The organism is Cryobacterium tagatosivorans, from assembly GCF_004402215.1.
GTDB lineage: Bacteria > Actinomycetota > Actinomycetes > Actinomycetales > Microbacteriaceae > Cryobacterium > Cryobacterium tagatosivorans.
On the sequence record NZ_SOEZ01000054.1, the window covers coordinates 74,111 to 96,225 of the forward strand.

At 71.2% G+C, this 22,115-nt stretch carries 18 protein-coding genes; 7 read left to right on the forward strand and 11 right to left on the reverse strand.

Annotation, left to right across the window (positions count from 1 at the left end; translation table 11 throughout):
- Positions 1 to 33 precede the first annotated feature (33 nt).
- Positions 34 to 981, forward strand: a complete 948-nt coding sequence (locus E3O23_RS10830) for an ornithine cyclodeaminase family protein (protein ID WP_134490903.1) — start codon at positions 34 to 36, stop codon at positions 979 to 981.
- Between the two features lie 331 nt (positions 982 to 1,312).
- Positions 1,313 to 2,035 (forward strand): M23 family metallopeptidase, encoded by a 723-nt coding sequence (locus E3O23_RS10835; protein WP_134490905.1) that lies wholly within the window; start codon positions 1,313 to 1,315, stop codon positions 2,033 to 2,035.
- Between the two features lie 10 nt (positions 2,036 to 2,045).
- Here E3O23_RS10835 and E3O23_RS10840 read toward each other — a convergent pair whose 3' ends face one another.
- Both E3O23_RS10840 and E3O23_RS10845 read right to left on the reverse strand, forming a co-directional pair.
- Positions 2,046 to 4,661, reverse strand: a complete 2,616-nt coding sequence (locus tag E3O23_RS10840) for an excinuclease ABC subunit UvrA (RefSeq protein WP_166790490.1) — start codon at positions 4,659 to 4,661, stop codon at positions 2,046 to 2,048.
- Positions 4,662 to 4,724: 63 nt separating this feature from the next.
- Positions 4,725 to 6,008, reverse strand: a complete 1,284-nt coding sequence (locus E3O23_RS10845) for an ATP-binding protein (RefSeq protein ID WP_134490909.1) — start codon at positions 6,006 to 6,008, stop codon at positions 4,725 to 4,727.
- Between the two features lie 154 nt (positions 6,009 to 6,162).
- Between E3O23_RS10845 and E3O23_RS10850 the strand changes: the two genes are divergently transcribed.
- Positions 6,163 to 6,576, forward strand: coding sequence for a MerR family transcriptional regulator (locus tag E3O23_RS10850; protein ID WP_241983435.1), 414 nt, complete (start codon positions 6,163 to 6,165; stop codon positions 6,574 to 6,576).
- A 132-nt stretch (positions 6,577 to 6,708) separates the two neighbouring features.
- The gene (locus E3O23_RS10855; RefSeq protein WP_420897661.1) at positions 6,709 to 8,409 is read left to right on the forward strand and encodes a ribonuclease J; all 1,701 of its coding nucleotides are present in this window, start codon (positions 6,709 to 6,711) and stop codon (positions 8,407 to 8,409) included.
- Between the two features lie 147 nt (positions 8,410 to 8,556).
- On the opposite strand, the gene E3O23_RS10860 is transcribed toward E3O23_RS10855, so the two are convergent.
- The 3 genes from E3O23_RS10860 to E3O23_RS10870 form a co-directional block, all read right to left on the reverse strand.
- Complete coding sequence (locus E3O23_RS10860) at positions 8,557 to 10,182, reverse strand: peptide chain release factor 3 (RefSeq protein ID WP_134490913.1); 1,626 nt, start codon at positions 10,180 to 10,182, stop codon at positions 8,557 to 8,559.
- 111 nt (positions 10,183 to 10,293) lie between these two features.
- Entirely contained in the window at positions 10,294 to 10,899 is a 606-nt protein-coding gene (locus tag E3O23_RS10865) for a gluconokinase (protein WP_134490915.1), read from the reverse strand.
- 1 nt (position 10,900) lies between these two features.
- Positions 10,901 to 12,298, reverse strand: a complete 1,398-nt coding sequence (locus tag E3O23_RS10870) for a GntP family permease (RefSeq protein ID WP_134490917.1) — start codon at positions 12,296 to 12,298, stop codon at positions 10,901 to 10,903.
- A 218-nt stretch (positions 12,299 to 12,516) separates the two neighbouring features.
- On the opposite strand from E3O23_RS10870, the gene E3O23_RS10875 reads away from it, so the two are divergent.
- Together E3O23_RS10875 and E3O23_RS10880 are read left to right on the forward strand one after the other, a co-directional pair.
- Positions 12,517 to 13,254, forward strand: coding sequence for a FadR/GntR family transcriptional regulator (locus E3O23_RS10875; RefSeq protein ID WP_134490919.1), 738 nt, complete (start codon positions 12,517 to 12,519; stop codon positions 13,252 to 13,254).
- Between the two features lie 280 nt (positions 13,255 to 13,534).
- Positions 13,535 to 15,616, forward strand: a complete 2,082-nt coding sequence (locus tag E3O23_RS10880; RefSeq protein ID WP_134490921.1) for a hypothetical protein — start codon at positions 13,535 to 13,537, stop codon at positions 15,614 to 15,616.
- Between the two features lie 118 nt (positions 15,617 to 15,734).
- Here E3O23_RS10880 and E3O23_RS10885 read toward each other — a convergent pair whose 3' ends face one another.
- The 5 genes from E3O23_RS10885 to E3O23_RS10905 form a co-directional block, all read right to left on the reverse strand.
- Positions 15,735 to 16,406 carry a class I SAM-dependent methyltransferase gene (locus E3O23_RS10885; protein ID WP_134490923.1) on the reverse strand — a complete coding sequence of 224 codons (672 nt, stop codon included), beginning with the start codon at positions 16,404 to 16,406 and terminating at the stop codon, positions 15,735 to 15,737.
- Positions 16,407 to 16,535: 129 nt separating this feature from the next.
- Positions 16,536 to 17,204, reverse strand: coding sequence for an HAD hydrolase-like protein (locus E3O23_RS10890; protein ID WP_241983436.1), 669 nt, complete (start codon positions 17,202 to 17,204; stop codon positions 16,536 to 16,538).
- 102 nt (positions 17,205 to 17,306) lie between these two features.
- Positions 17,307 to 18,002 (reverse strand): endonuclease NucS, encoded by a 696-nt coding sequence (gene nucS, locus E3O23_RS10895; protein WP_134490925.1) that lies wholly within the window; start codon positions 18,000 to 18,002, stop codon positions 17,307 to 17,309.
- Between the two features lie 19 nt (positions 18,003 to 18,021).
- Entirely contained in the window at positions 18,022 to 19,311 is a 1,290-nt protein-coding gene (locus E3O23_RS10900; protein WP_241983437.1) for an MFS transporter, read from the reverse strand.
- Between the two features lie 116 nt (positions 19,312 to 19,427).
- Positions 19,428 to 19,892 carry a GAP family protein gene (locus tag E3O23_RS10905; RefSeq protein ID WP_241983438.1) on the reverse strand — a complete coding sequence of 155 codons (465 nt, stop codon included), beginning with the start codon at positions 19,890 to 19,892 and terminating at the stop codon, positions 19,428 to 19,430.
- Positions 19,893 to 19,907: 15 nt separating this feature from the next.
- Here E3O23_RS10905 and E3O23_RS10910 point away from each other — a divergent pair, with 15 nt between their 5' ends.
- Positions 19,908 to 20,591, forward strand: a complete 684-nt coding sequence (locus tag E3O23_RS10910) for an SDR family NAD(P)-dependent oxidoreductase (RefSeq protein WP_134490927.1) — start codon at positions 19,908 to 19,910, stop codon at positions 20,589 to 20,591.
- Between the two features lie 124 nt (positions 20,592 to 20,715).
- Here E3O23_RS10910 and E3O23_RS10915 read toward each other — a convergent pair whose 3' ends face one another.
- Complete coding sequence (locus E3O23_RS10915; protein WP_255453303.1) at positions 20,716 to 22,053, reverse strand: MATE family efflux transporter; 1,338 nt, start codon at positions 22,051 to 22,053, stop codon at positions 20,716 to 20,718.
- Positions 22,054 to 22,115 lie beyond the last annotated feature (62 nt).

A 22,115-nucleotide genomic window follows, 5' to 3' on the forward strand; every position in this document is an offset into this window, starting at 1 on the left:
TTTATACCACGAATCGTGATGGGAAGCTTGAGCATGGATACCAGCGAAGGCCCCGTTTACCTCGGCCGCGACACGATCGAGAAGGCGCTGACGACCGAGGCGGCAATCGGGGCGCTGGAGTCCGTGCTGAACTCCGGGTTCGACCCCGAGCAGGACGCCCCGCGCACCCGGGTGGACACCTCGTCCGGGCAGCTGCTGCAGATGCCGTCCACCCTGGGCGAGTACGTCGGGAGCAAGCTCCTCACGATCACCCCCGCGAATGCCGGCGCCGGACGCCCGGTGATCCAGGGTCTTTATTCTCTGTTCGGGGGCGGGGACCAGAGGCCGCTTGCCATCCTCGACGGCATGGCGCTGACGAACCTGCGCACCGCCGCCGTGTCCGGGCTGGGTGCTCGCCGCCTGGCCGCGCCGGGGCCGAAGCGCCTCGTCGTCTTCGGCACCGGAGCCCAGGCCTGGGAGCACATCCGAGCCTTCACCGGCCTCTTCGACCTGACGGCCGTCGAGATCGTCGGACGGACGGCCGCGCACGCGGAGCGGCTGGCCGCCCGCGTTCGCGGGCTCGGCCTCGAGGTCCGGGTCGGCGACGCCGGGGCGGTTGCCCGGGCGGACATCATCCTCTGCTGCACCGCCGCCGCAGAGCCGCTCTTCGACGGGTCGCTCGTGCCGGACTCGGCGGCCGTGGTGGCCATGGGCTCGCACACGCCGGGGCACCGGGAGCTGGACGATGCGCTCCTTGGCCGCGGGACGGTCTGCGTCGAATCGAGGGCCAGCGCCCTCCGGGAAGCCGGGGAGGTCATCCACGGCCTCGAGTCCGGGGCCATCCACGGGCCGGACAGCCTGGTCACCCTGGCGGATCTCGTTCTCGGCCGCACGGTCCCGGATGCGCGGCGCCCGGCCGTGTTCAAGACCACCGGGATGCCGTGGGAAGACCTGGCCGTGGCGACGGCCGTGTTCGAGGCCGCGGCCGCCGACCAGGCCTGACCGGAGCGGGCCCGACGTGACCGGCCCCCTCGGCGCCGCCCGCCTGCGCCGACCGAAAGTGAGGCGGAATCACCGTTTTCTCAGGGTCGGCACGTAGCCTCGTCGAATACGCGCCTGGCGTCATGGAGACTTGCCGGTCGCATCGAAGGATCACTTCCCCACCAGTTCGCGCAGTTATCCGGCCCCAGTGCCGGTCGAAACTGCCTGCTGCTCGGCGCGAGGGTCCTCTGCCACCTGACCTGATCGCGCTCGCGCGCGCCTGTCGCGACCACGAGAGATGACGCCATGCCTACAAATCTGCTGCCGATCTATGCCCCGACCCTGGGCGCCTATGCGTAGCGGGATCCCGGCCTCCCTGCGCCAGGGCGCATTCGGCGCCGCCGCCATGGTGCTTACCGCGCTCCTGACCGTGAGCGTGTCGCTGCCGGCCCACGCCGTGAACCCCGACGCGCTCGACGCCCTCTCGACTGCCCCGCCCGCCGCGTCCCCCGTGGGCGTGCAGACCCTGCCGGTCAGTTCCGCGTCGACGGTCACGATCGTGCGCGACGGGTTCACCGCCAGGGCGGCGCCGCCGAAGCCCAGGCCCGCCTCGGCGGCCGCCGGCACCTTCGGCACCTCCGGGGCGGCCATCCGCTGGCCCTTCCCCGGCCGGGTCCCGATCGCGGGCGGCTACGGTCCCCGGGTCGCGCCCTGCGCCGGCTGCTCCACCTTCCACAAGGGGCTCGACATGAACCCCGGCGCGGGCACGCCGATCCACGCCATCGCCGCGGGGACGGTGCGCCTGGCCACCGCCTATGACAACGGCGGACTCGGCGTGCACGTCATCATCGACCACCGGGTCGGCGGCCGGCTCGTGAGCAGCCAGTACGGCCACATGCAGGAGGGCAGCCTCACCGTCAGGCAGGGGCAGTCCGTCGCCGTCGGCCAGGTGCTCGGCAAGGTGGGCAGCACGGGCCAGAGCACCGGCCCGCACCTCCACTTCGAGATCCTCCTCGACGGCGTCACACCCACCGACCCGTATTCCTGGCTGGTCCAGCGAGCCGGGCAGCCCTAACCGGCGCGCCTCAGGCGACCGGTTCCCCGGCGGCACCGGCGGCCAGCCGGGCGGCGAGGTAGGGCGCGGTCCTGCTGGTCGGATGCCCCGCCACGGCCAGGGGAGGTCCGGCGGCGATGATGCGCCCGCCCGCGTCCCCGCCGGCCGGGCCGAGGTCGATGACCCAGTCCGCGGCGGCCACGACGTCCATCTCGTGTTCCACGACCACGACGGTGTTGCCCGCGTCTACCAGCCGGCCCAGCTGGACCAGCAGCAGCTCGACATCCGCCGGGTGCAGTCCGGTCGTCGGCTCGTCGAGCAGGTAGAGCGTGTGCCCGCGGGACGCCCGCTGCAGCTCGGTGGCGAGCTTGATGCGCTGGGCCTCTCCTCCGGAGAGCTCGGTGGCCGGCTGGCCCAGCCGGAGGTAACCGAGCCCGACCTCCTTGAGGGTGGCCAGGCTGCGCGCGGCCGGCGCCACCTCCGCCAGGAAGGCGCCCGCGGCGGTGACGGTCAGGCCGAGCACGTCGGCGATGGTCTTGCCCTGGTAGGTCACCTCGAGCGTTTCGGCGTTGTAGCGCGAGCCCAGGCAGGCGGGGCAGGGCGCGTAGCTTCCGGGGAGGAAGAGGAGCTCGACGGCGACGAAACCCTCGCCCAGGCAGGTTTCGCACCGGCCGCCGGCGACGTTGAAGGAGAACCGGCCGGCACCGAAGCCGCGGCTGCGGGCGGCGTCGGTGGCGGCGAAGGCCGCCCGAACGGCGTCGAACAGGCCCGTGTAGGTGGCCAGGTTGGAACGCGGCGTGCGCCCGATGGGCTTCTGGTCGACCCGCACGAGCCGGTCGAAGGCATCGTGGCCGGTGACCTCATCGACCCGTGTTCGGTCGCCGGAGTCCGAGTCCGCGTCCGCGTCCGAGCCCTCGTCCGAGCCCCCGAGCGAGCCCGGCTCCGGGGCATCCGTGCCAGGGGCGGAACGCAGTCGGCTGCCGACCGCGTCGGCGAGCACCTGGCTGACCAGCGTGGACTTGCCCGACCCGGAGACGCCGGTGACGGCGGTGAGCACCCCGAGCGGGATGTCGGCGTCGACGCCCTGGAGGTTGTGCCGGCTGATCCCGCGCAGGCGAAGCCAGCCGCGGGCCTCGCGGAGGGGGCGGGGCGCCGCCGCCGGCGACTGCCCGGGGAAGAGGAACCGGCGGGTCACCGAGGCGGGCACCTCGGCCAGCCCCGCGGCCGGCCCGCTGTAGAGCACGTCTCCGCCGCCCTCGCCCGCGTGCGGGCCGACGTCGACCACCCAGTCGGCCCGCCGCACGACGTCCATGTTGTGCTCGACGACGAAGACGGAGTTGCCCGCGCGCCTCAGCTGTTCGAAAACGACCAGGAGGGGCTCGGCGTCGGCGGGGTGCAGGCCGGCCGACGGCTCATCCAGCACGTAGATCACGCCGAACAGGCCGGAGCGCAGCTGGGTGGCGATGCGCAGGCGCTGCATCTCGCCCGGCGACAGCGTGGGGGTGGCCCGGCCGAGGCTGAGGTAGCCCAGCCCCAGCTCGACCAGCACCTCGACCCGCCGCAGCAGGTCGCGGGTGAGCGTCACGGCGACCTCGGTCAGCTCGCCCGATGCCGCCGAACTGCTGGCGGCGGACGCCTGGGTCAGCTCGGACGTGGGGCGGATGACGTCGGCCAGCGCGGTGAGGGGCAGGGCGTTCACCTCGGCGATGGTGCGCCCCGCGAAGGTGACCGCGAGGGCCTCGGGCTTCAGCCCGCTGCCCCCGCAGAGCCCGCACGGCCCGGTGTCGACGAACCGGAGGACGCGCTGCCGCATGGTCTGGCTCTTCGAATCGGCCAGCGTGTGCAGGACGTAGCTCTTGGCGCTCCAGAACCGGCCCTGGTACGGCTTGGCGACCCGGTCCCGCTGCGGGGTGATCTGCACGACCGGCTGCTCGTCGGTGAAGAGGATCCAGTCCCGCGCGTCCCGGGGCAGGTCGCGCCAGGCCGTGTCCACGTCGTAGCCGAGGGCGATCAGGATGTCGCGCAGGTTCTTGCCCTGCCAGGCGCCGGGCCAGGCCGCGATGGCTCCGTCGCGCACGCTCAGGCTCGGATCGGGCACGAGCGAGGACTCGCTGACGGTGTGCGCGCTGCCGAGGCCGTGGCACCGGGGGCAGGCGCCCATCGCGGTGTTGGGCGAGAAGGAGTCGGATTCCAGGCGCCCGGCGGCCTCCGGGGGATATGTGCCGGCGCGGGAATACAGCATCCGCAGGGAGTTGGAGAGGGTGGTCAGCGTGCCGACGGTGGAGCGCGAACTCGGCGTGCCCCGGCGTTGCTGCAGGGCGACGGCCGGCGGCAGCCCGGTGATCTCGTCGACCTGCGGGGTGTGCCCCTGCTGGATGAGCCGGCGGGCATACGGGGCCACGGACTCGAAGAAGCGCCGCTGTGCCTCGGCGAAGATCGTGCCGAACGCGAGGGACGACTTGCCCGATCCGGAGACGCCGGTGAAGGCGACGATCGCGTCGCGGGGCACGTCGACGTCGATGTTGCGGAGGTTGTTCTCGCGGGCGCCGCGCACCCGGACGAATCCGCCGCCCTGGATCGGTTCGTCCTGGGTCGGTTCGTCCTGGGTCGGGCCGGTGGTCCCGGCCTCGGAGAGTGGGGAAGGCATCCGACCGACTCTAGCCGAGCTCCCTGCACGCCCGCCGATCGGCCCGGCCGGAGCGGGACCGGCTCAGAGCCGGGCCAGCCTTTCGATGTCCTCGAGGAACTCGGCGGCGACCTGGGCGGAGACCGTCGTGCGGGTGGCGTCGATGGCCGAGAGGTAGTGCCCGGTGCCCGGGCCCTCCGGCGGGGACTCCTCGCCGCCGAAGAGCGCCTGTTCGAGCGCCTCCTGGGAGGCCCGCCGGGCGGCGTATTCGATGTCGGCGGGTGAGAACCCGTCGCTGGCGGCCACGAGCGCGGCCACGTCGACGTCGGCGGCCACCGTTGGCGGCAGGTAGCGCTCCCAGATGGCCTGGCGGGCGGCCTCGTCCGGCAGGCCGATCGGGATGACGTAGTCGAACCGGCCGTGCCGCAGGAACGCCGAATCGAGGGCGCGGATGAAATTCGTGGCGCAGACGAGGAGCCGGTTCGGCTGGTCCCGGAAGGCGGGGATGATCTTGAGAAGCTCATTGGTGACGCCCTGGAGCGCCGACGGCGGTTCGCCGCCGCGCTGGGCCGCGATCTCCTCCACCTCGTCGATGAAGACGACCACGTGTTCGAGCTCGGAGATCTTGATGAACGTCTCCCGGAGCGCGCCGGCCAGGCCCCGGGGATCGGCGGCGAGCCGGGACGGGAACACCTCGACGAAGGGCCATTCCAGCCGTGAGGCGATCGCCTTGGCGAAGGTCGTCTTGCCGGTGCCGGGAGGGCCGAAGAGGACCACGGCCTTCGGCGGCACGACGCCGTACTGTTCGGCCATGTCGGGTTTGGCCAGCGGCATGACCAGGCGCCGCTCGAGCAGCTCCTTCTCCCGCGCCATCCCGCCCACACCGGCCCAGAGGTCCCGCGGCAGCACGCGCCCGCCCAGTTCGCTGAGCGCCTTCAGCTCCTCCCGCTGCACCGGGATGTGGCGCTCGAAGTAGCGGAGGTTCTTCTTGACCTCGAAGCCCCGGTTGAGGAACGCGTCGACCCGGGTGGGCGATTCGGGCATGAGCGCGGACAGCTTCGCCAGGCCGGCCGGCGCCATCCGTCGTTCGAGCGCGGCCAGGAGGGCCGTGCCGATGCCCTGGCTCTGCCACGCTTCGGCGGTGGCCAGGAAGACGATCCAGCCCTGGGCGTGCGCGGCGCGACCGACGGCCGCGCCGACGACCTGGTCGCCGTGCACCGCGACCACCGCGTGGTCCTTCTGGCAGGACGCGAGCACCTCGGAGAGCCCGTACACCGGCTCCGCCGTCCCGGCCTTGATCTCCTCCCAGAGGGTCAGGATGCCGTCGAGGTCGTCCGCGTGGAAGTCCCGGATCCGCCAGCTCGTCATGAGTGCTCCCTTGCCTAGGGGAACAAATCTAGGGCAACCGGGCCGGAGGCGTCCGGGAGATGTCGCTCGTGGTCGGCGCCCGAGCCCGGGGCGGGCCGAACACTACCCTAACGTTAGGGTAGTGTGTAAGTCAGCAGGGAAGAGGGGGTGCGGAATGACGGGAAACACGGCGCCGGACGCGCCCACGGGCTCGGTGACAATGACGATGCACATCGGCGAACTCGCCGAGAAGACCGGACTGTCGCTGCGCACCATCCGCCACTACGACGAGATCGGTCTGCTCAAGGCATCCGGTCGCACCCACGGCGGCTTCCGCCTGTACTCCCAGGACGACCTCTCCAGGCTGAACCTCATCCGCCGGATGAAGCCGCTCGGCTTCACCCTCGACGAGATGATCGAGCTGCTGCGGGTGATCGGCACCCTGCAAAACGGCGCCGCCGGTCCTGGTGCCACCGATGTCCGCCTGGAACTGGAAGAATTCATCGGGCAGGCCGTCTCTCGGCGGGAGAAGCTCCAGGAGCAGCTCCACATGGCCGACGAGTTCCTCGAACTTTTGCGTCACCAATAACCACCACCCCGACCCGGCGCGCGCAGGCCGACCGGGTCGCCCCAGACATGCACGACGGATCGCCCGCTCCCGCGGGCACCGACTATCGAGACCGGCGCAGACGCGCAGTCTCACCCTCACGAAATGAGCTCCATGAGTAACCACGAACTCGACCTGTCCACCCCGCCGCCCCTGCCGAAGCGCGGCCTCCGCGTCATCGCGCTCGGCGGCCTGGGCGAGATCGGTCGCAACATGACCGTGTTCGAACACAAGGGCAAGCTCCTCATCGTCGACTGCGGCGTGCTCTTCCCCGAGGAGAACCAGCCGGGCATCAACGTGATCCTGCCCGACTTCTCGGCCATCAGGGACCGGCTCCAGGACATCGAAGCGATCGTGCTCACCCACGGCCACGAAGACCACATCGGCGGCGTCCCGTACCTGCTGCGCGAGCGGTCCGACATCCCCGTCATCGGCTCGGAGCTCACCCTCGCCTTCCTCAGCGCCAAGCTGCAGGAGCACCGCATCACGCCGCGCCTGGTGCAGGTCGAGGAAGGCCAGCGCCGCAGCGCCGGCCCGTTCGACCTCGAGTTCCTGGCCGTCAACCACTCCATCCCCGACGGGCTCGCGATCGCGATCCGCACCGAGGCCGGCCTCGTGCTGCACACCGGCGACTTCAAGATGGACCAGTTCCCGCTCGACAAGCGCCTGACCGACCTCCCCGGCTTCGCCCGGCTCGGTGAAGAGGGCGTCGACCTCTTCCTCACCGACTCGACCAATGCCGAGGTGCCCGGGTTCACGGTCACCGAGGAGGAGATTCGCCCGGCGATCGACGCCGTGTTCCGCACCGCGCCGCGCCGCATCATCGTCTCCAGCTTCGCCAGCCACGTGCATCGCATCCAGCAGGTCATCGACGCCGCCGTGCGGCACAACCGCAAGGTCGCGTTCGTCGGCCGCTCCATGGTGCGCAACATGGGCATCGCCGGCGACCTGGGCTTCCTCAACATCCCCAAGGGCCTCATCGTCGACATGAAGGCGCTCGAACGGATGAAGGACGACAAGGTCGTGCTCATCTGCACCGGATCGCAGGGCGAGCCCATGGCCGCGCTGTCGCGGATGGCCAACCGCGAGCACGTGATCAAGATCGGCGAGGGCGACACGGTGCTCCTGGCCAGCTCTCTGATCCCGGGCAACGAGAACGCGATCTACCGCGTGATCAACGGGCTGACCCGCTGGGGCGCCAACGTCGTGCACAAGGGCAACGCCCGCGTGCACGTCTCCGGACACGCCAGCGCCGGCGAACTCGTCTACTGCTACAACCTCGTCAAGCCGACGAACGTCATGCCGGTGCACGGTGAGTGGCGCCACCTCAAGGCCAACGCGGATCTCGCCATCCGCACCGGCGTCGACGCCGACCGCGTGCTGATCGTGGAGGACGGCGTCGTCGTCGACCTCATCGACGGCAAGGCCCGGATCACCGGCCGCGTGCCGGTCGAGCTCGTGTTCGTCGACGGCATGACCGTCGGCGGCGAGGACGCGCAGAAGGTCTCGCAGGAGGCCATGGCGCACCGGGTGAAGCTCGCCGAAGAGGGCGCGATCACCATCCTCGGCATCCTGAACACGAAGACCGGCCTGCTGGCCGAGCCGGTGGAGTTCATCTCCCGCGGTTTCGTGCACGACGCCGAGTGGGTTCGCGGTGCGACCAAGGCGATCGACGACGCGATGCGGGTCGCCAACAAGATCAAGCTCGTCGATGGCCCGGCGCTCGAGCACATCTTCACCGACAGCGTGACCCGGTGGATGCAGCGCAAGTACCGCCGCCACCCCGTCATCACCTCGATCGTCGTCGACGCCTAAGTCCGCGACAAGAAAACGGCGGGGCCCCACGGGGCCCCGCCGTTTTTCTCGTTTAACCCATCCGCCGAACTGTGAGTTTGGCACCTTCCCGGGGCCGGCGAAGGTGCCAAACTCACAGTTCGGCGAAGGGTGGCGAGGCGGAGGGGGTTAGGGGGCCGGGGCGCCGGCGGCGAGGTCTTCCAGGAGGATCTCCGGGTGGTCCCGCTCCGTGTTGCGGAGGCGCCAGGGCGTGCTGAAGAGGGCGAGCAGCGTGCCGTCGGTGCGCATCAGCACCTCGACCTGCCGGTCGTGCCCGAGGATGAGGGCGCTCTCCTTGTCGGTGCGCCGGGCGAGCTGGTAGGGCAGCGCCTCCATCCGGATGGCCGCACCGAAGTCGTGGGTCATCCGTTCTTCGACGACCTCGAACTGCATCGGGCCGACGGCGCCGAGCACCGGGGCCTGGTCGCCGCGGAGCTCTGAGCGCATGACCTGGATGACGCCCTCGTGGTCGAGCTGGTCGATGCCGCGACGGAACTGCTTGTGCTTGCTCGTGTCCGCGGGGCGCACGACCCGGAAGTGCTCAGGGGCGAAGATCGGCAGCGCCGGGAAGGCGACGGCGTCGCCCTCGAAGATCGTGTCGCCGACCCGCAGTGCTGAGGCGTTGACCAGGCCGACGATGTCGCCGGGCCAGGCCTCGTCGGCCACCTCGCGCTCCTTGCCGAACAGGTGCTGCGCGTACTTCGTCGCGAACGGCCGGCCGGAGGCGGCGTGGGTGACGATCATGCCGCGCCGGAACTGGCCGGAGCAGACCCGCACGAAGGCGACGTAGTCGCGGTGCGAGCTGTTCATGCCCGACTGCACCTTGAAGACGAAGCCGGAGAACTCCGAGCTCACCGCCCGGCGGCCGCCGACGGCGTCTTCCCGGGCCTCGGCGGCCGGGGCGAAGTCGACGAGTGTGTCGAGGATGTGCTGCACGCCGAAGTTGAGGACGGCCGCGGAGAATAGGACCGGCGTGGTTTCGCCGGCCAGGAACCGGGCCTGGTCGTGGTTCTGGTCTTCTTCGGCCAGCAGCTCGGATTCCTCGGCGGCGGCGATCCAGGCGTCACCCTCTTCGGTGGCCGCCACGTCGGCGCTGATCCGTTCGGAGTCCGCGGTGGTCGCGCCGCCGGCGGTGCGGGTGAACCGGATGAACTCGTCGGTGTCGCGCTCGATCACGCCGCGGAAGTCGCCGGCAATGCCGACCGGCCAGGTCAGCGGGGTGGGCACGAGGCCGGTGCGGGTGCGGATCTCGTCCATCAGGTCGAGCGCGGCGGAGCCGGGCCGGTCCCACTTGTTGATCACGGTGATCACAGGGATGCCGCGCTGCTTGCAGACCGCGAACAGCTTCATGGTCTGCACCTCGAGGCCCTTGCTCGCGTCGACGAGCATGACCGCGGCGTCGACGGCGGAGAGCACGCGGAAGGTGTCCTCGGAGAAGTCGGCGTGGCCGGGGGTGTCGACCAGGTTGATCACGCTGTCGCGGTATTCGAACTGGATCGCCGCCGAGGTGATCGAGATGCCTCGGGCCTGTTCCATGGCCATCCAGTCCGACACGGTGCCGCGTCGGCCGGCCTTGCCGTGCGTCGCGCCGGCGCTGGTGATCGCGCGCGCGTGCAGGAGCAGGGCCTCGGTGAGCGTGGACTTGCCGGCGTCGGGGTGCGAGATCACCGCGAAGGTGCGGCGACGGGTGGCTTCGGCCTGCACCTGGGGGTTCTGCTGGACCGGTGGGTTGGAGACGTCAGTGAGCGAGGTCATGGATTCTCCTTCCGCGGATGATTCCAGACCTACCACTCTACCCTAACGTGAGGGTAGGTTCTGATGCCCGGCCGGCCCCTCGACGACGAGGTCTGGACGCGCGTGCCGTGCTCAGGGAGCGGGCTCCGGGCCACCCAGGGCGGAACCCCCGCGGGCCACCGATGACTTGCCCGGGTCCGGCGCGCCGAGGGTCGACGAGCCGGCGCGCGGCGTGAGGCCGAGCAGCCGCACGATTTCCGCGGCCTCCTCGGCCGGGGCACGACCGGCCTCGATCGTGATCGCCCGCTCGTCCGCCCCGGGCGGCTCGAGGGTCGCCACCTGCGAGTCGAGCAGCGACGGCGGCATGTAGTGATCCATCCGGGTGGCGAGCCGGCGGCCGATCAGATCCTTCGACCCGGCCAGGTGCACGAAGATCACGTTTTTCTCGCGCAGCACGTCGCGGTAACGGCGCTTGAGCGCCGAGCAGGTGATGATGCCCGGCACCCCGGCCATGGTGTGCTCGATGATCCAGGACGAGATGGTGTCGAGCCACGGGGCGCGATCCTCGTCGGTGAGCGGATGCCCCGCCGCCATTTTGGCCACGTTCTCGGCCGGGTGGAGGTCGTCGCCTTCCTCGAGGTCCCAGCCGAGCTGGCCGGCGAGGATGCCGGCCACCGTCGACTTGCCCGACCCGGACACGCCCATGATCACGAGCACCGGCTGCTGTTCCTCGATCATGCTAGATCACGATGTTCAGGAGGAGGACGCCGGCCAGCCCGGTGACCGAGATGACGCACTCCATCACGGTCCAGGTCTTGAGGTTCTGGCCGACGGTGGTGCCGAGGTACTCCTTGACCAGCCAGAATCCGGCGTCGTTCACGTGCGAGAGGAACAGGGAGCCCGCACCGATGGCCAGCACCATGAGGGAGACATCCGTGGCGCCGAGGTTCGCGGCCACTGGCGCGAGGATGCCGGCGGCGGTCACGGTCGCGACCGTGGCGGAGCCGGTGGCCACGCGGACGAGGGCCGCGACGATCCAGGCCAGCACCAGGACGGAGACGCTGCTGCCGTTGACGGCATCCGCGATCACTGTGCCGATCCCGGTGTCGATCAGGACCTGCTTGAACCCGCCGCCGGCGCCCACGATGAGCAGGATGCCCGCGATCGGCGGCAGGGAGTCGGCCAGCGACTTCGAGACGGCGTTGCGGTCCATTCCGCCGCCGCGACCGAAGGCGATCATCGCGTAGATGACGGCCAGGCCGAGCGCGATCATCGGGGTGCCGAGGAAGTCGAGCGTGGCGTTCAGCGGTTCCGTGGACCCGGGGCTGAGCGCATTCGAGATCGACTTGGCGAGCATGAGGACGACGGGGAGCAGGATGCCGGTGACCGCGACGAGGGTGCTCGGGCGCTTGATCGTGGTGACGTCGACGCCCTGGTCTTCGGGCGTGACGAACATCTCCGGAACGGGAAGGGTGACCCAGCGGGCGGCGAGCTTGCTGAACAGCGGGCCCGCGACGATCACGGTCGGGATCGCGATGAGCACGCCGATCGCCAGGGTCAGGCCGAGGTTCGCGCCGAGGGTGGTCACGGCGACGAGCGGGCCGGGGTGCGGCGGCACGAGGCCGTGCATGACCGAGAGGCCGGCGAGGGCCGGGATGGCGATGCGGATGAGCGACACCCCGCTGCGGCGGGCGACGAGGATGATCACCGGGATGAGCAGCACGAGGCCGACCTCGAAGAACATCGGCAGGCCGATCAGCCCGCCGATCAGGGCCATCGTCCACGGGAGGGTGCGGGTGCTGGAGCGGCTCACCAGGGAGTCGACGATGCGGTCGGCTCCGCCGGAGTCGGCCAGCAGCTTGCCGAACATGGCGCCGAAGCCGACGAGGATGCCGACGCCCGCCATGGTCGCGCCGAATCCGGCGCCGAAGCTGGTGACGGCCGCGTTGGGGGCGAGTCCCGCGCCGACGCCGACGCCGATCGCGCCGATCGCGAGGGCGAGGAACGGGTGCACCTTGAGCCAGGTGATGAGCACGATGATGACGGCGACGCCGATGATCGCGGCGAGGATGAGCTGCAGGTCACTGCCGGCCGGTTCGATGGGAGCCACCGGCGGAGCGGCAAGGGCGAAATTCATGCTGGAATATCCATTCTGGGCCCGCGTCGCTGCGACCTCATTGTCAGGTGAAGCACGCGCCGCACCCGCTCCCGCCCCGAGTCGGGCATAGTGGAGGTGCGGCACGCGTTTTTGATAAATCCGATAAATCAGATTTATAGAGTGTCACACGACGAGGGCGAAGCCGTCAACCTCGACACGAGCGTCGCGCGTCACGCACGCGCAGGGAGCGAAGCCGGATGAGCCGTGGTGCGGGCGGAGAACCCTGGCGCGAGCGCGGCCTCCATGCCCGGGTCGTGAACTCCCTGGGCCAGGACTTCGTCGACGGGCGCTACGCGGCCGGTGACATCCTCAACCTCGACCGGATCAGCGAGACCTTCGCCGTCTCGCGGTCGGTCATCCGTGAGGCCCTCCGGGTGCTCCAGTCGCTCGGCATGGTCGAACCGCGCCAGCGCCTCGGCACGCAGGTGCTGCCCCGGGACTCGTGGGACCTGATGAACCCGCACATCATCGTGTGGCGCGGCCGCGGCGCGGAGTACTTCACCCAGATGCGCGAGCTGCTCGAACTGCGCCTCGGCATCGAACCGGTCGCCGCCCGGCTGAGCGCGCGGATGATGACGGCCGGGCAGCGGGCAGCCGTCGTGAAGGCGGCCGAGGCGATGGTCGGGGCCGACCTCGCCCGCGACGGGCGCGCCTTCCTCGAGGCCGACATCGACTTCCACGCGCTGATCCTGACCGGATCGGGCAACGCCGTGATCGGCCACTTCGCCGCGACCGTGGAGGCCCTGCTGCGCACCCGCGTCGAGGAGAGGCGCTTCACGATCACCGAGTACACGCCGGCGTCGGCGCACCGGCACAACGAGCTCGCCCAGGCGCTCGCCGCCGGGGACGAGGACGCCGCGTACCGCTGGGCCTACGCGACGATCGAGGCCACCCTCGGCGAATTCGGCCAGCAGTCCGGCACTCGCGCCCAGTAATCCAGCACCCCCGCCCTTCCCGGTTGAGCCGCGGAGAAAGTACCCTCGCCGGCCCGCGGAAGGTGCTTTGTCCGCAACTGAGCGGCTGACGGGCCGCGGGTCCGGCGGGGCTCAGAGCGCTGCCGGGGCCTCCCGCGCCGCCCGATCCGACGCGCCGGGATTCCTTGACATCGTTTCTCTTAACCGGTTTAGTTGAGGGGGCTGAACCGGATCAGGGACGCGGGTCCGAATGATTTGCCCGCGCGGAAGCCGGCAATGATGCCCGAACCAGGAGAGACAAATGACGTACAAAGATGTTCGCTCACGATCACTGACGAGGCCGGTGGCGCTCGTCGCCGCGGTGTCGATGCTGCTGCTGGGAGCTGGAACGGCCACCGCCGCGCTCGCCGCACCGGTGGCATCCGTTGTTCCCGCCGCCGCCCACTCGGCGCCCCCGCTGGCCAACCTGGACCACCTGAACTTCCTGCTCGACACGGTGCCGCTGGCCGAGGTCCCGGGCCACACCACCTACCAGCTCGACAGCAAGCCGACCGCGCAGGCCCCGTGGACCTATGCCGACAAGAAGCCCGACGGCAGCTACGGCCGCGTCGGCGGCGGATCGCTCGACCCCGCGACCGGCTACTGGAGCCAGGGCGCCTACAACGCGGACGACATCGCCCGCACGGCCGTGGTCTACCTGCGCCACTGGCAGCAGACCGGCGACGCCGGCAGTCGTGAGCACGCCTTCGAGACCCTGCGTTCGCTCACCTACCTGCAGACCGCGTCGGGCCCCAACGCGGGAAACGTCATCCTCTGGCAGCAGGCGGACGGCACGCTGACCCCGAGCGCCACGCCGAAGGAGCTGCCGGACCCGAGCGACTCCGCGGAGTCGTACTGGGTGGCACGCACCGTCTGGGCGCTCGGCGAGGGCTATGCGGCCTTCAAGGACGCCGATCCTGACTTCGCCGCCTTCCTCCAGGACCGCCTGCACCTGTCCCTCGACTCGCTGAACCGGCAGTCGCTCGGCAAGTACGGCACCTTCGACGTGGCCGACGGCGTGCAGGTTCCGGCGTGGCTCATCGCCGGCGGCGCCGACGCCTCCGCCGAGGCCGTGCTCGGGCTCTCCGCGTACGCCAGGGTCGCCCCCGGCGACAACCTCGCCGCTACCGCGCTCACCCGGCTGGCCGAGGGCGTTGCCGGGATGTCGTCCGGCTCCGTGAACCAGTGGCCGTACGGCGCGATGCTGCCGTGGAACAAGTCGCAGACGCTCTGGCACGCCTGGGGCGGGATGGCCCCGGCCGCCGTCGCCACGGCCGCCGACGTGCTCGGCCGGGGCGACCTGCTCACCGCCGCCATCAAGGATGCCGCCCAGTTCACCCCGCAGCTGCTCGCCGCCGGGGGACCGGACAACGCCTGGACGCCCACCCCGGGCGAGGCGCAGATCGCCTACGGCGTGGACTCGAGGCTGCAGGGACTGGTGGCGACCGCGAAGGCCGCGAAGGCACCCGGGCTCCTCGACGTGGCGGCGATCACGGCCGGCTGGTACTTCGGTGCGAACCGCAGCGGCGCCCCGGCGTACGACCCGACCAGCGGAACCACGGTCGACGGGATCGAATACGACGGCCGGGTGAACCACAACTCCGGCGCCGAATCGACCATCCACGCGCTGCTCTCGATGCTCGTGCTGGACGCGAACCCCGCGCTGAAGGCGAAGGCGCTCGGCATCGATGAGACCGTCGCGACGAAGGGACTGAGCGTGGTCGAGGCCGAATCCGGGGCCGTCAGCGGCGCCGGATCCGTCGTGACGCCCCCGTCCGCCTGGACGGGCGAGGCCAACTGGTCGAAGGGCGCGTACGTGGCGCTCGGCGCCGGCGGCTCCGTGAGCATCCCCGTGCCCGCCGCCGACCAGGCCCGGAATGTCTACCCGATCGTCAACCAGGCCGTGACGCCGGCCGGGGCCACGCGCTGGGCCGCCGGCACGACCGCCCTGGGCAGCACGCCCAACGGCGGCGCGGGTGAGCAGGGCATCACGGATGCCCCGGGCAAGCTGTTCCCGTTCTCGCTGGCCCGCACCCTGTCGGCCGGCGCCACGAGCGTCGTTGGAACGAGCGACGGCGACGCAGCGCTCGACGCGCTGCTGATCCAGCCGCTGGTCTCGACCGTGTCCGTCACCGGGTCGGCCGGGGACTCGACCCTCTACGTGAGCGCGGCAACCGTGTCCAGCGTGCGCACGGTCGTGGTGCCGAAGGGCTACAAGCTCGTGCAGCGGGCCTACGACTCCAGTGGCCGGCTCGTCCCGACCCGGGGCGACACGCTCACCAGCGCCGGACGCGTGACGATTGCCGCCGGCGGCTTCACCGTGGCGACGCTCGTGCGGAAGTAGGGAGCTGGTAACTGGCGGCGTTGAGTTGCGGACAAAGTACCTTCCCGGGCGCGCGGAAGGTACTTTGTCCGCATCTCAATCGGCGGGTTGGGGCTGGGGTTGGGGCTATGGCTGGGGCTCAGGGCTGGGCCGCGGCGATGAGGACCGTGTCGAGGGCGATGCGGGCAGGGGCATCCGCGCCGTGCGCGTGCGCGTGCGCGTCATCGGGCCCCTCGGGATCCGTGGCGAGGTCGCGGCCGACCGTCTCGCAGCGCAGTACGTCCAGGGTGCCGACCGAGGAGCGCAGGATCTCCGGGGTGTACAGGATGTCGGGGTTGCCCGGCCCGGGCGCCCCTGTGCCGATGTTCAACCGGTCGTGGCCGACGACGAGCAGGTGCCCGCCGGGGGCGACCCAGCCGGCGGCCCGGGCGAGTACGTGCCGGAGCTCGGCCTCTGGCAGCTGCAGGTACATGATCGTGACGAGGTCGAAGCGTTCCTCGGGGGACCAGCTGACGGCATCCGCGACCAGCCAGCTCACCGCGGCGCCGGCGTCGTCGGCGTGCTTCCGGGCCAGGTCGATCGCCTCGGCGGAGAAGTCCACGCCGGTCACGTTCCAGCCCTGCGTCGCCAGCCAGATCGCCGTGCGGCCGTCGCCGGTGGCGAGGTCGAGCGCCCGGCCCGGCGTCCAGGCGGGCACCGTGTCGATGACGATCGCGGGCGGCAACGCGGACCAGAGCCGGGTCTCGGCCCCGCCCTGCGCCTCGCGGTAGCGCGCGTCCCACGCGCTCGCGTCCCAGGTGTTCGCGGCCATGGTGTCCCTTTCGTCCCAGCATCCTCGTCCCCGCGCGACCGCGCCGGTTGAGATGCGGAAAAAGTACCCTCAGTTTGGAAACGAAGGTACTTTCTCCGCAACTGAGGCGGTCGGCGCCAGAGGGGTTGGCTAGCCCAGCAGCAGTTTGGCGAGCTGGTCGACGGAGTACACGGTGGCGGTGGCTTCGGCGGCCTCGGCCGGCGAGCCGTAGCCCCACTCGACCATGATCGTGGGCACGCCGTTCGCGGCGGCACCCTCGGCGTCGTAGCTGCGGTCGCCGACCATGACCGGCGCGGTGATGCTGGCGCCCGCCACCTCGAGCCGGCGCAGGGCCTCGGCGACGATGTCGGCCTTGGCACTGCGGGTCTCGCTGTCGGATGCCCCGACGATGGCGGTGAAGTACTTGGCGAGGCCGAAGTGCTCGAGGATCTCGATCGCGCTGTGCTCCGGCTTGCTTGTTGCCAGGGCGAGCGGGATGCCCATGGCGTAGATCCGCTCGAGCAGGCCGGCGACGCCGGGGTACACGGCGGTGTCCAGGGACGACTCGCCCTGGTAGTCCGCGCGGTAGACGGCGAGGGCCTCTGTCGCCTCGTCCGGGGTCATGCCGGCGTACTCGCGGAAGGCGGCGAGCATGGGCGGACCCACGTAGGCGAGGAGTTCGGCGTCGGAGGGGACGGGGCGGCCCAGCACGGCGAACGTGCGGGCGAGGGAGTTGGTGATGGCCGGGGCGGAATCGGTGATCGTTCCGTCGAGGTCAAAGAGGATGGCGCTCCAGGTGCGCGTCAATGTCGGATTCACGCGTCAATCCTAGGCGTGAGTGAATGGGGATTTGGCCACCCGACTCCGGAACAACCCGTTCTGGGGCCACTTGCGCGACCGAAACTCAAAGTGAACGGGACTTTAAAACAGGCGAGACTGGGTGTCGTCGAGCCCGCGCATGGCATCGTAATCGAGCAGAAGGCAGCGGATTCCGCGGTCCTCGGCGAGCATCCGGGCCTGCGGCTTGATCTCCTGGGCGGCGAAGACCCCGGCCACGGGGGCCAGGTGCGGGTCGCGGTTCATCAGCTCGAGGTAGCGGGTGAGCTGCTCCACGCCGTCGATGTCGCCGCGCCGCTTGAGCTCGACCGCGACCGAGCCGCCCGCGGCATCCCTGGCCAGGATGTCGACCGGCCCGATGGCGGTCATGTACTCGCGGCGCACGAGGGTGTGGCCGTCGCCGAGCAGGTGTATGTGTTCGGCCAGCAGCTTCTGCAGGTGCGCTTCGACGCCGTCCTTGATCAGGCCGGGGTCGATGCCGAGCTCGTGGGCCGAGTCGTGCAGCACCTCGTGGATGCTGACGATCAACTGGTCGTCGGTCTTGCCGTGGCTGACCGTCCAGAGGGCGGTGACGCCGGCATCCGTCTGGTACTCATCGGGCGCCGATTCGGCCAGGCTGCACGGCGGGCTCATCCAGTTGAGCGGCTTGTAGGAGCCGCCGTCGGAGTGGATGAGGACACTGCCGTCCGATTTGAGCATGAGCAGGCGGGTGGCCAGCGGCAGGTGCGCGCTGAGTCTCCCGGCGTAATCCACGGAACATTTGGCTATGACTAGGCGCACCCGTCGAGCCTAATCGAAGCTAGGCGGAGGGGCGGTTCGCCTCTCGGGCGGCCGGCGCCGCGAGCCCGGCCAGCACCATCAGCGCGATGATCACGAACAGCGCGTTCAGGATGCCGATGGCCTCGCCCAGCAGGCCGAGCGCCGGCGGGCCGACGAGGAACGCGAAATAGCCGATCATGGCCACGGCGCTCACCCGGGCCGCGGCGTTCTTCGCATCGTCGGCGGCGGCCGACATGCCCACCGGGAAGCCGAGGGAGGCGCCGAGCCCCCACAGGACCGCACCGGCGTAGACGAGCGCGGTGCCCGGCGCCAGGATGAACACGAGCAGGCCGACGATGCCCAGCGCCGAGCTGGCGCGGAGCACCGGGACGCGCCCGAACCGGTCGAGCACCGGCCCCCCGAGCACCCGGCCGACCGTCATCGCCGCCACGAACACGCCGAAGACGATCGCGCCGGCCGCGTTGCTGAAGCCGTGCCCGTCGACGGCGGCGATCGCCAGCCAGTCGTTGGCCGAACCCTCCGCGAACGTCATGCCGAGGACGATGACCCCGATCAGGAGCACCTTCGAGTCCTTCCAGACCGCGAGGCTGCCGCGCAGGCGGGCTCGCCACGGCCCCGGCGCCTCGGCCACGTGCGACAGGGCCGCGTCGTCGCCCAGCTCCGGCAGCAGGGGGACCGACCGCACGGCGATGATCGCGGTGCCGAGCACGACGAGCGCGATCGGCGCCAGGTGCCAGAAGACGGACAGGTCGAGCACGTAGGCGGCGCTGCCGAGCAGGGCGCCGACGACCGTGCCGAGGCTGAAGCAGGCGTGCATCAGCGGCATCAGGGTCTTGCCGATCGCCCGCTCGGCCGCCGCGCCCTCGACGTTCATGATGACGTCGACCGCCCCCAGGCCGATCCCGACGAGGGCCAGGCCGGCGAACACGAATGCCGCGGAGGGCAGCAGGCTGGAGCCGGCGCCGACCGCGACCATCCCGGCGGATGCGACGATCATGCCCAGCAGCATCGCCCGGCGCGCGCCGAGGCGGGCGAGCAGCCAGGCCGCGCTGAGCAGGCCGAGAACGGAGCCGCCCGACAGCCCGAAGATGATGAGGCCGACCTGGGCGGTGTCGAGCTGGAGGCCGTCGCGGATGGCGGGGACCCGGGAGAACCAGGTGGCCAGGGCCAGGCCGCTGACGAAGAACAGGGCGAAGACGGCGTTGCGCCAGGCGAGCAGGGCGTGCCGGTCCGCTCGGTCGGGGGTCGCCGGGCCTGGCGCGTTGGGGCCGGATGCGTAGGGTCCTGCTGCGTTGGCGGGCTGGGTCACGGATGGTCCTGAGGGCTGGGAGATACAGGGGAACCGATTCGAACGAATCGACCTGACCAAACTAACCGACGTGGCAAACGGATGTGCGTGGGCAGCCGGAACAGGCCGGCTGCCGGTCAGAAGTTGCCGAGGCCCTTGCCGATGACGACGACTCCGATGACGAGGAGCAGCACGCTCATGACCGTGCCATTGTTCTGTTCGAGCCAGCCGCGCAGGCCCCGGAGCGGTCCCGCCATGAGGGAGGCGGCGATCAGGTAGGCGAGGACCGGGACGGCCACGCTGGCGGCGGCGATCGCAAGGAAGACGATGGTCACGACGAAGCTGCTCCCCGGACCCCGGCCGCTCGCGCCGATGGACACTCCCGCGGCGGCGCCGAGGAGCAGGTTCTTCGGGTTGACCGCCGCGAGCAGGAATCCGAGGAGGAGGCCGCGCCCGACGGTCATGCGGTCGATCGCGCCCATCCAGTGGGGAAGCTTCGCCGGCTCACCGGGCCTCGGGCGGCTCCGCCACTGGCGCACGGCGAGGAAGAGCAACCCGGCGCCCATCCGGGCGTTAGATGGTTCCCAGGGTTGGTGGACCACGCCGAGGAGGATCAGATGGCCGACGGACAGGCGAGAACGGCGCTGGTGACCGGTGCCGCCGGGCGTGCCGGCCGCGCCCTGGCCCTGGGCCTCGCGGCCCGGGGAGACCGGGTGGTCGCCGCAGACCGTGACGTCGCCGGAGCCCGGGAAACGGTCGCCCTGATCGAAGCCGACGGCGGTACGGCCCTCGCGGTCGGCGTCGACGTCACGGTCCTCAATTCGGCCAGGGCGCTGGCCCTGACCGCGGCCGACTTCAGCGGCGAGCGAGGCGGCGGCGGCCGGATCGACGTCGTCATCAACGCGGCGAGCGACGCCGGCGCGGACAGCGCCCCGTTCACCGAGGTCGACGTCGACGAGTGGGACCGGCTCATGGCGGTCAATCTCAAGGGCCCGTGGCTGGTGACCCGGGCCTGCTCGCGGTTCCTGCCCCCGGGCGGGAAGGTGGTCATCCTGTGCGCCGCGGTGGCCGGCGGCTCCGCGCGGGCGGTGCACTCCGCGGCATCCGAGGGCGGGGTGATCGCCCTGGCCAGGGCGCTCGCCGAGGAGCTCAGGGGACGAGGAGTCACCGTCAACGCGGTCGTGCCGGGCGCCGGCGAGCCGGACGACATCGTCGGCGCCGCGCTCTTCCTGGCCGGCCCCGGCAGCGCCCGAATCACCGGCCAGGCCCTCGTCGTCGACGATGGCCGGCCCTTCGGCTGAGCCCCCACCGCCGGCGGCCCGGGCAACTGTTCCCCGAGCGGACGACTGTTCCCGGCGCACCGGCCACAGTCGTCCGATACGGCCACTCTCGGCTCCCGTCCGCCGCGACTGCGCCGGCCCGAGCTCAGCGGGCGCCGACGACCATCCAGCGGGCGGTGCGTGCGCGGAGGCCGAGCGTGACCGCGCGGGCGCCGAGGTAACCGAACGCGAACGCGGCCATCAGCAGCGCGAGGCCCGTTGCCCCGGCGGGAGCCCAGAGCAGCACTGCGACGGCGAGCGGCACGAACGCGGCGAGGTTCGCCAGGCCGGTCAGGGCGAGGTAGCGCGCGTCCCCGGCGCCGATGAGCACGCCGTCGAGCACGAACACGACCCCGCCGAGCGGCACGGATGCCCCGAGCACGATGAGCGCCGGGGGCAGCAGGTCGGTGACCTCGGTCGCCCCGGTGAAGAGTCCGCCGAGGATGCCGGACAACGCGATCACGAGCATCCCCAGCACCGCCCCGGCGAGGACTCCCCACTCGAGGCAGCGGCGGAGGACCGCGCGCACGCCGGCCAGGTCGCCGGCGCCGAGGCCCCGCCCGACGAGTGCCTGGGCCGCGATCGCGAGGGCGTCGAGGGCGAAGGCGAGCGTCGCGAACAGCGTCATGGCGATCTGGAAGGCCGCGAGGTCCGGGGAGCCGAGCCGAGCGGCCACGAAGACGGCGAGCAGCATCGCCGCGCGCAGGCTCACGGTGCGCAGGAACAGCCAGCCGCCGGATGCCGCGCCCAGCAGCATCCCGGCCCGGTGCGGGCGGAGGCGCGCGCCGTCCCGCCTGGCCTGCCGCACGATGACGGCGAGGTACACGGCCACCATGCCCCACTGGGCGACGACCGTGCCGATGGCCGACCCGGCGATCCCGAGGCCGAGGCCGTAGATGAAGAGCAGGTTGAGCACGATGTTCGCGGCGAAGCCGATGCCGGCCACCCAGAGCGGGGTGCGCGTGTCCTGCAGCCCGCGGAGCAGCCCGGTGGCGGCGAACACGAGCAGCATCGCGGGGATGCCGAACATCGAGATGCCGAGGTAGGTCACGGCCGCCGCGGCGACGTCCGGCTCGGCGCCGAACGCCCCGACCAGCAGCGGCGTGGCGAACCAGCCGACCAGCGCGAGCAGGGCACCGAGGCCGAGGGCGAGCCAGAGCCCGTCGATGCCGACGGAGACCGCCCGGCGGCGGTCGCCCGCGCCGAGCCACCGGGCGACGGCCGGGGTCGTGCTGTAGGCGAGGAAGACCATCAGGCCGATGATCGTCTGCAGCACCGCGCTGGCCAGGCCGAGGCCGGCCAGGGGGATCGTGCCGAGGTGCCCCACCATGGCGGCGTCGGCGAGCAGGAACAGCGGTTCGGCGATGAGCGCGCCGACGGCGGGGACGGCGAGGCGGAGGATCTCGCGGTCCACTGGCTGGCGGTGGAACAGGGTGATAGTGATGCTCACGACTCTAGGTCAGCGGGCAGGTGGCCCGCCGGAGCACTCGAATAAAACTACTAAAT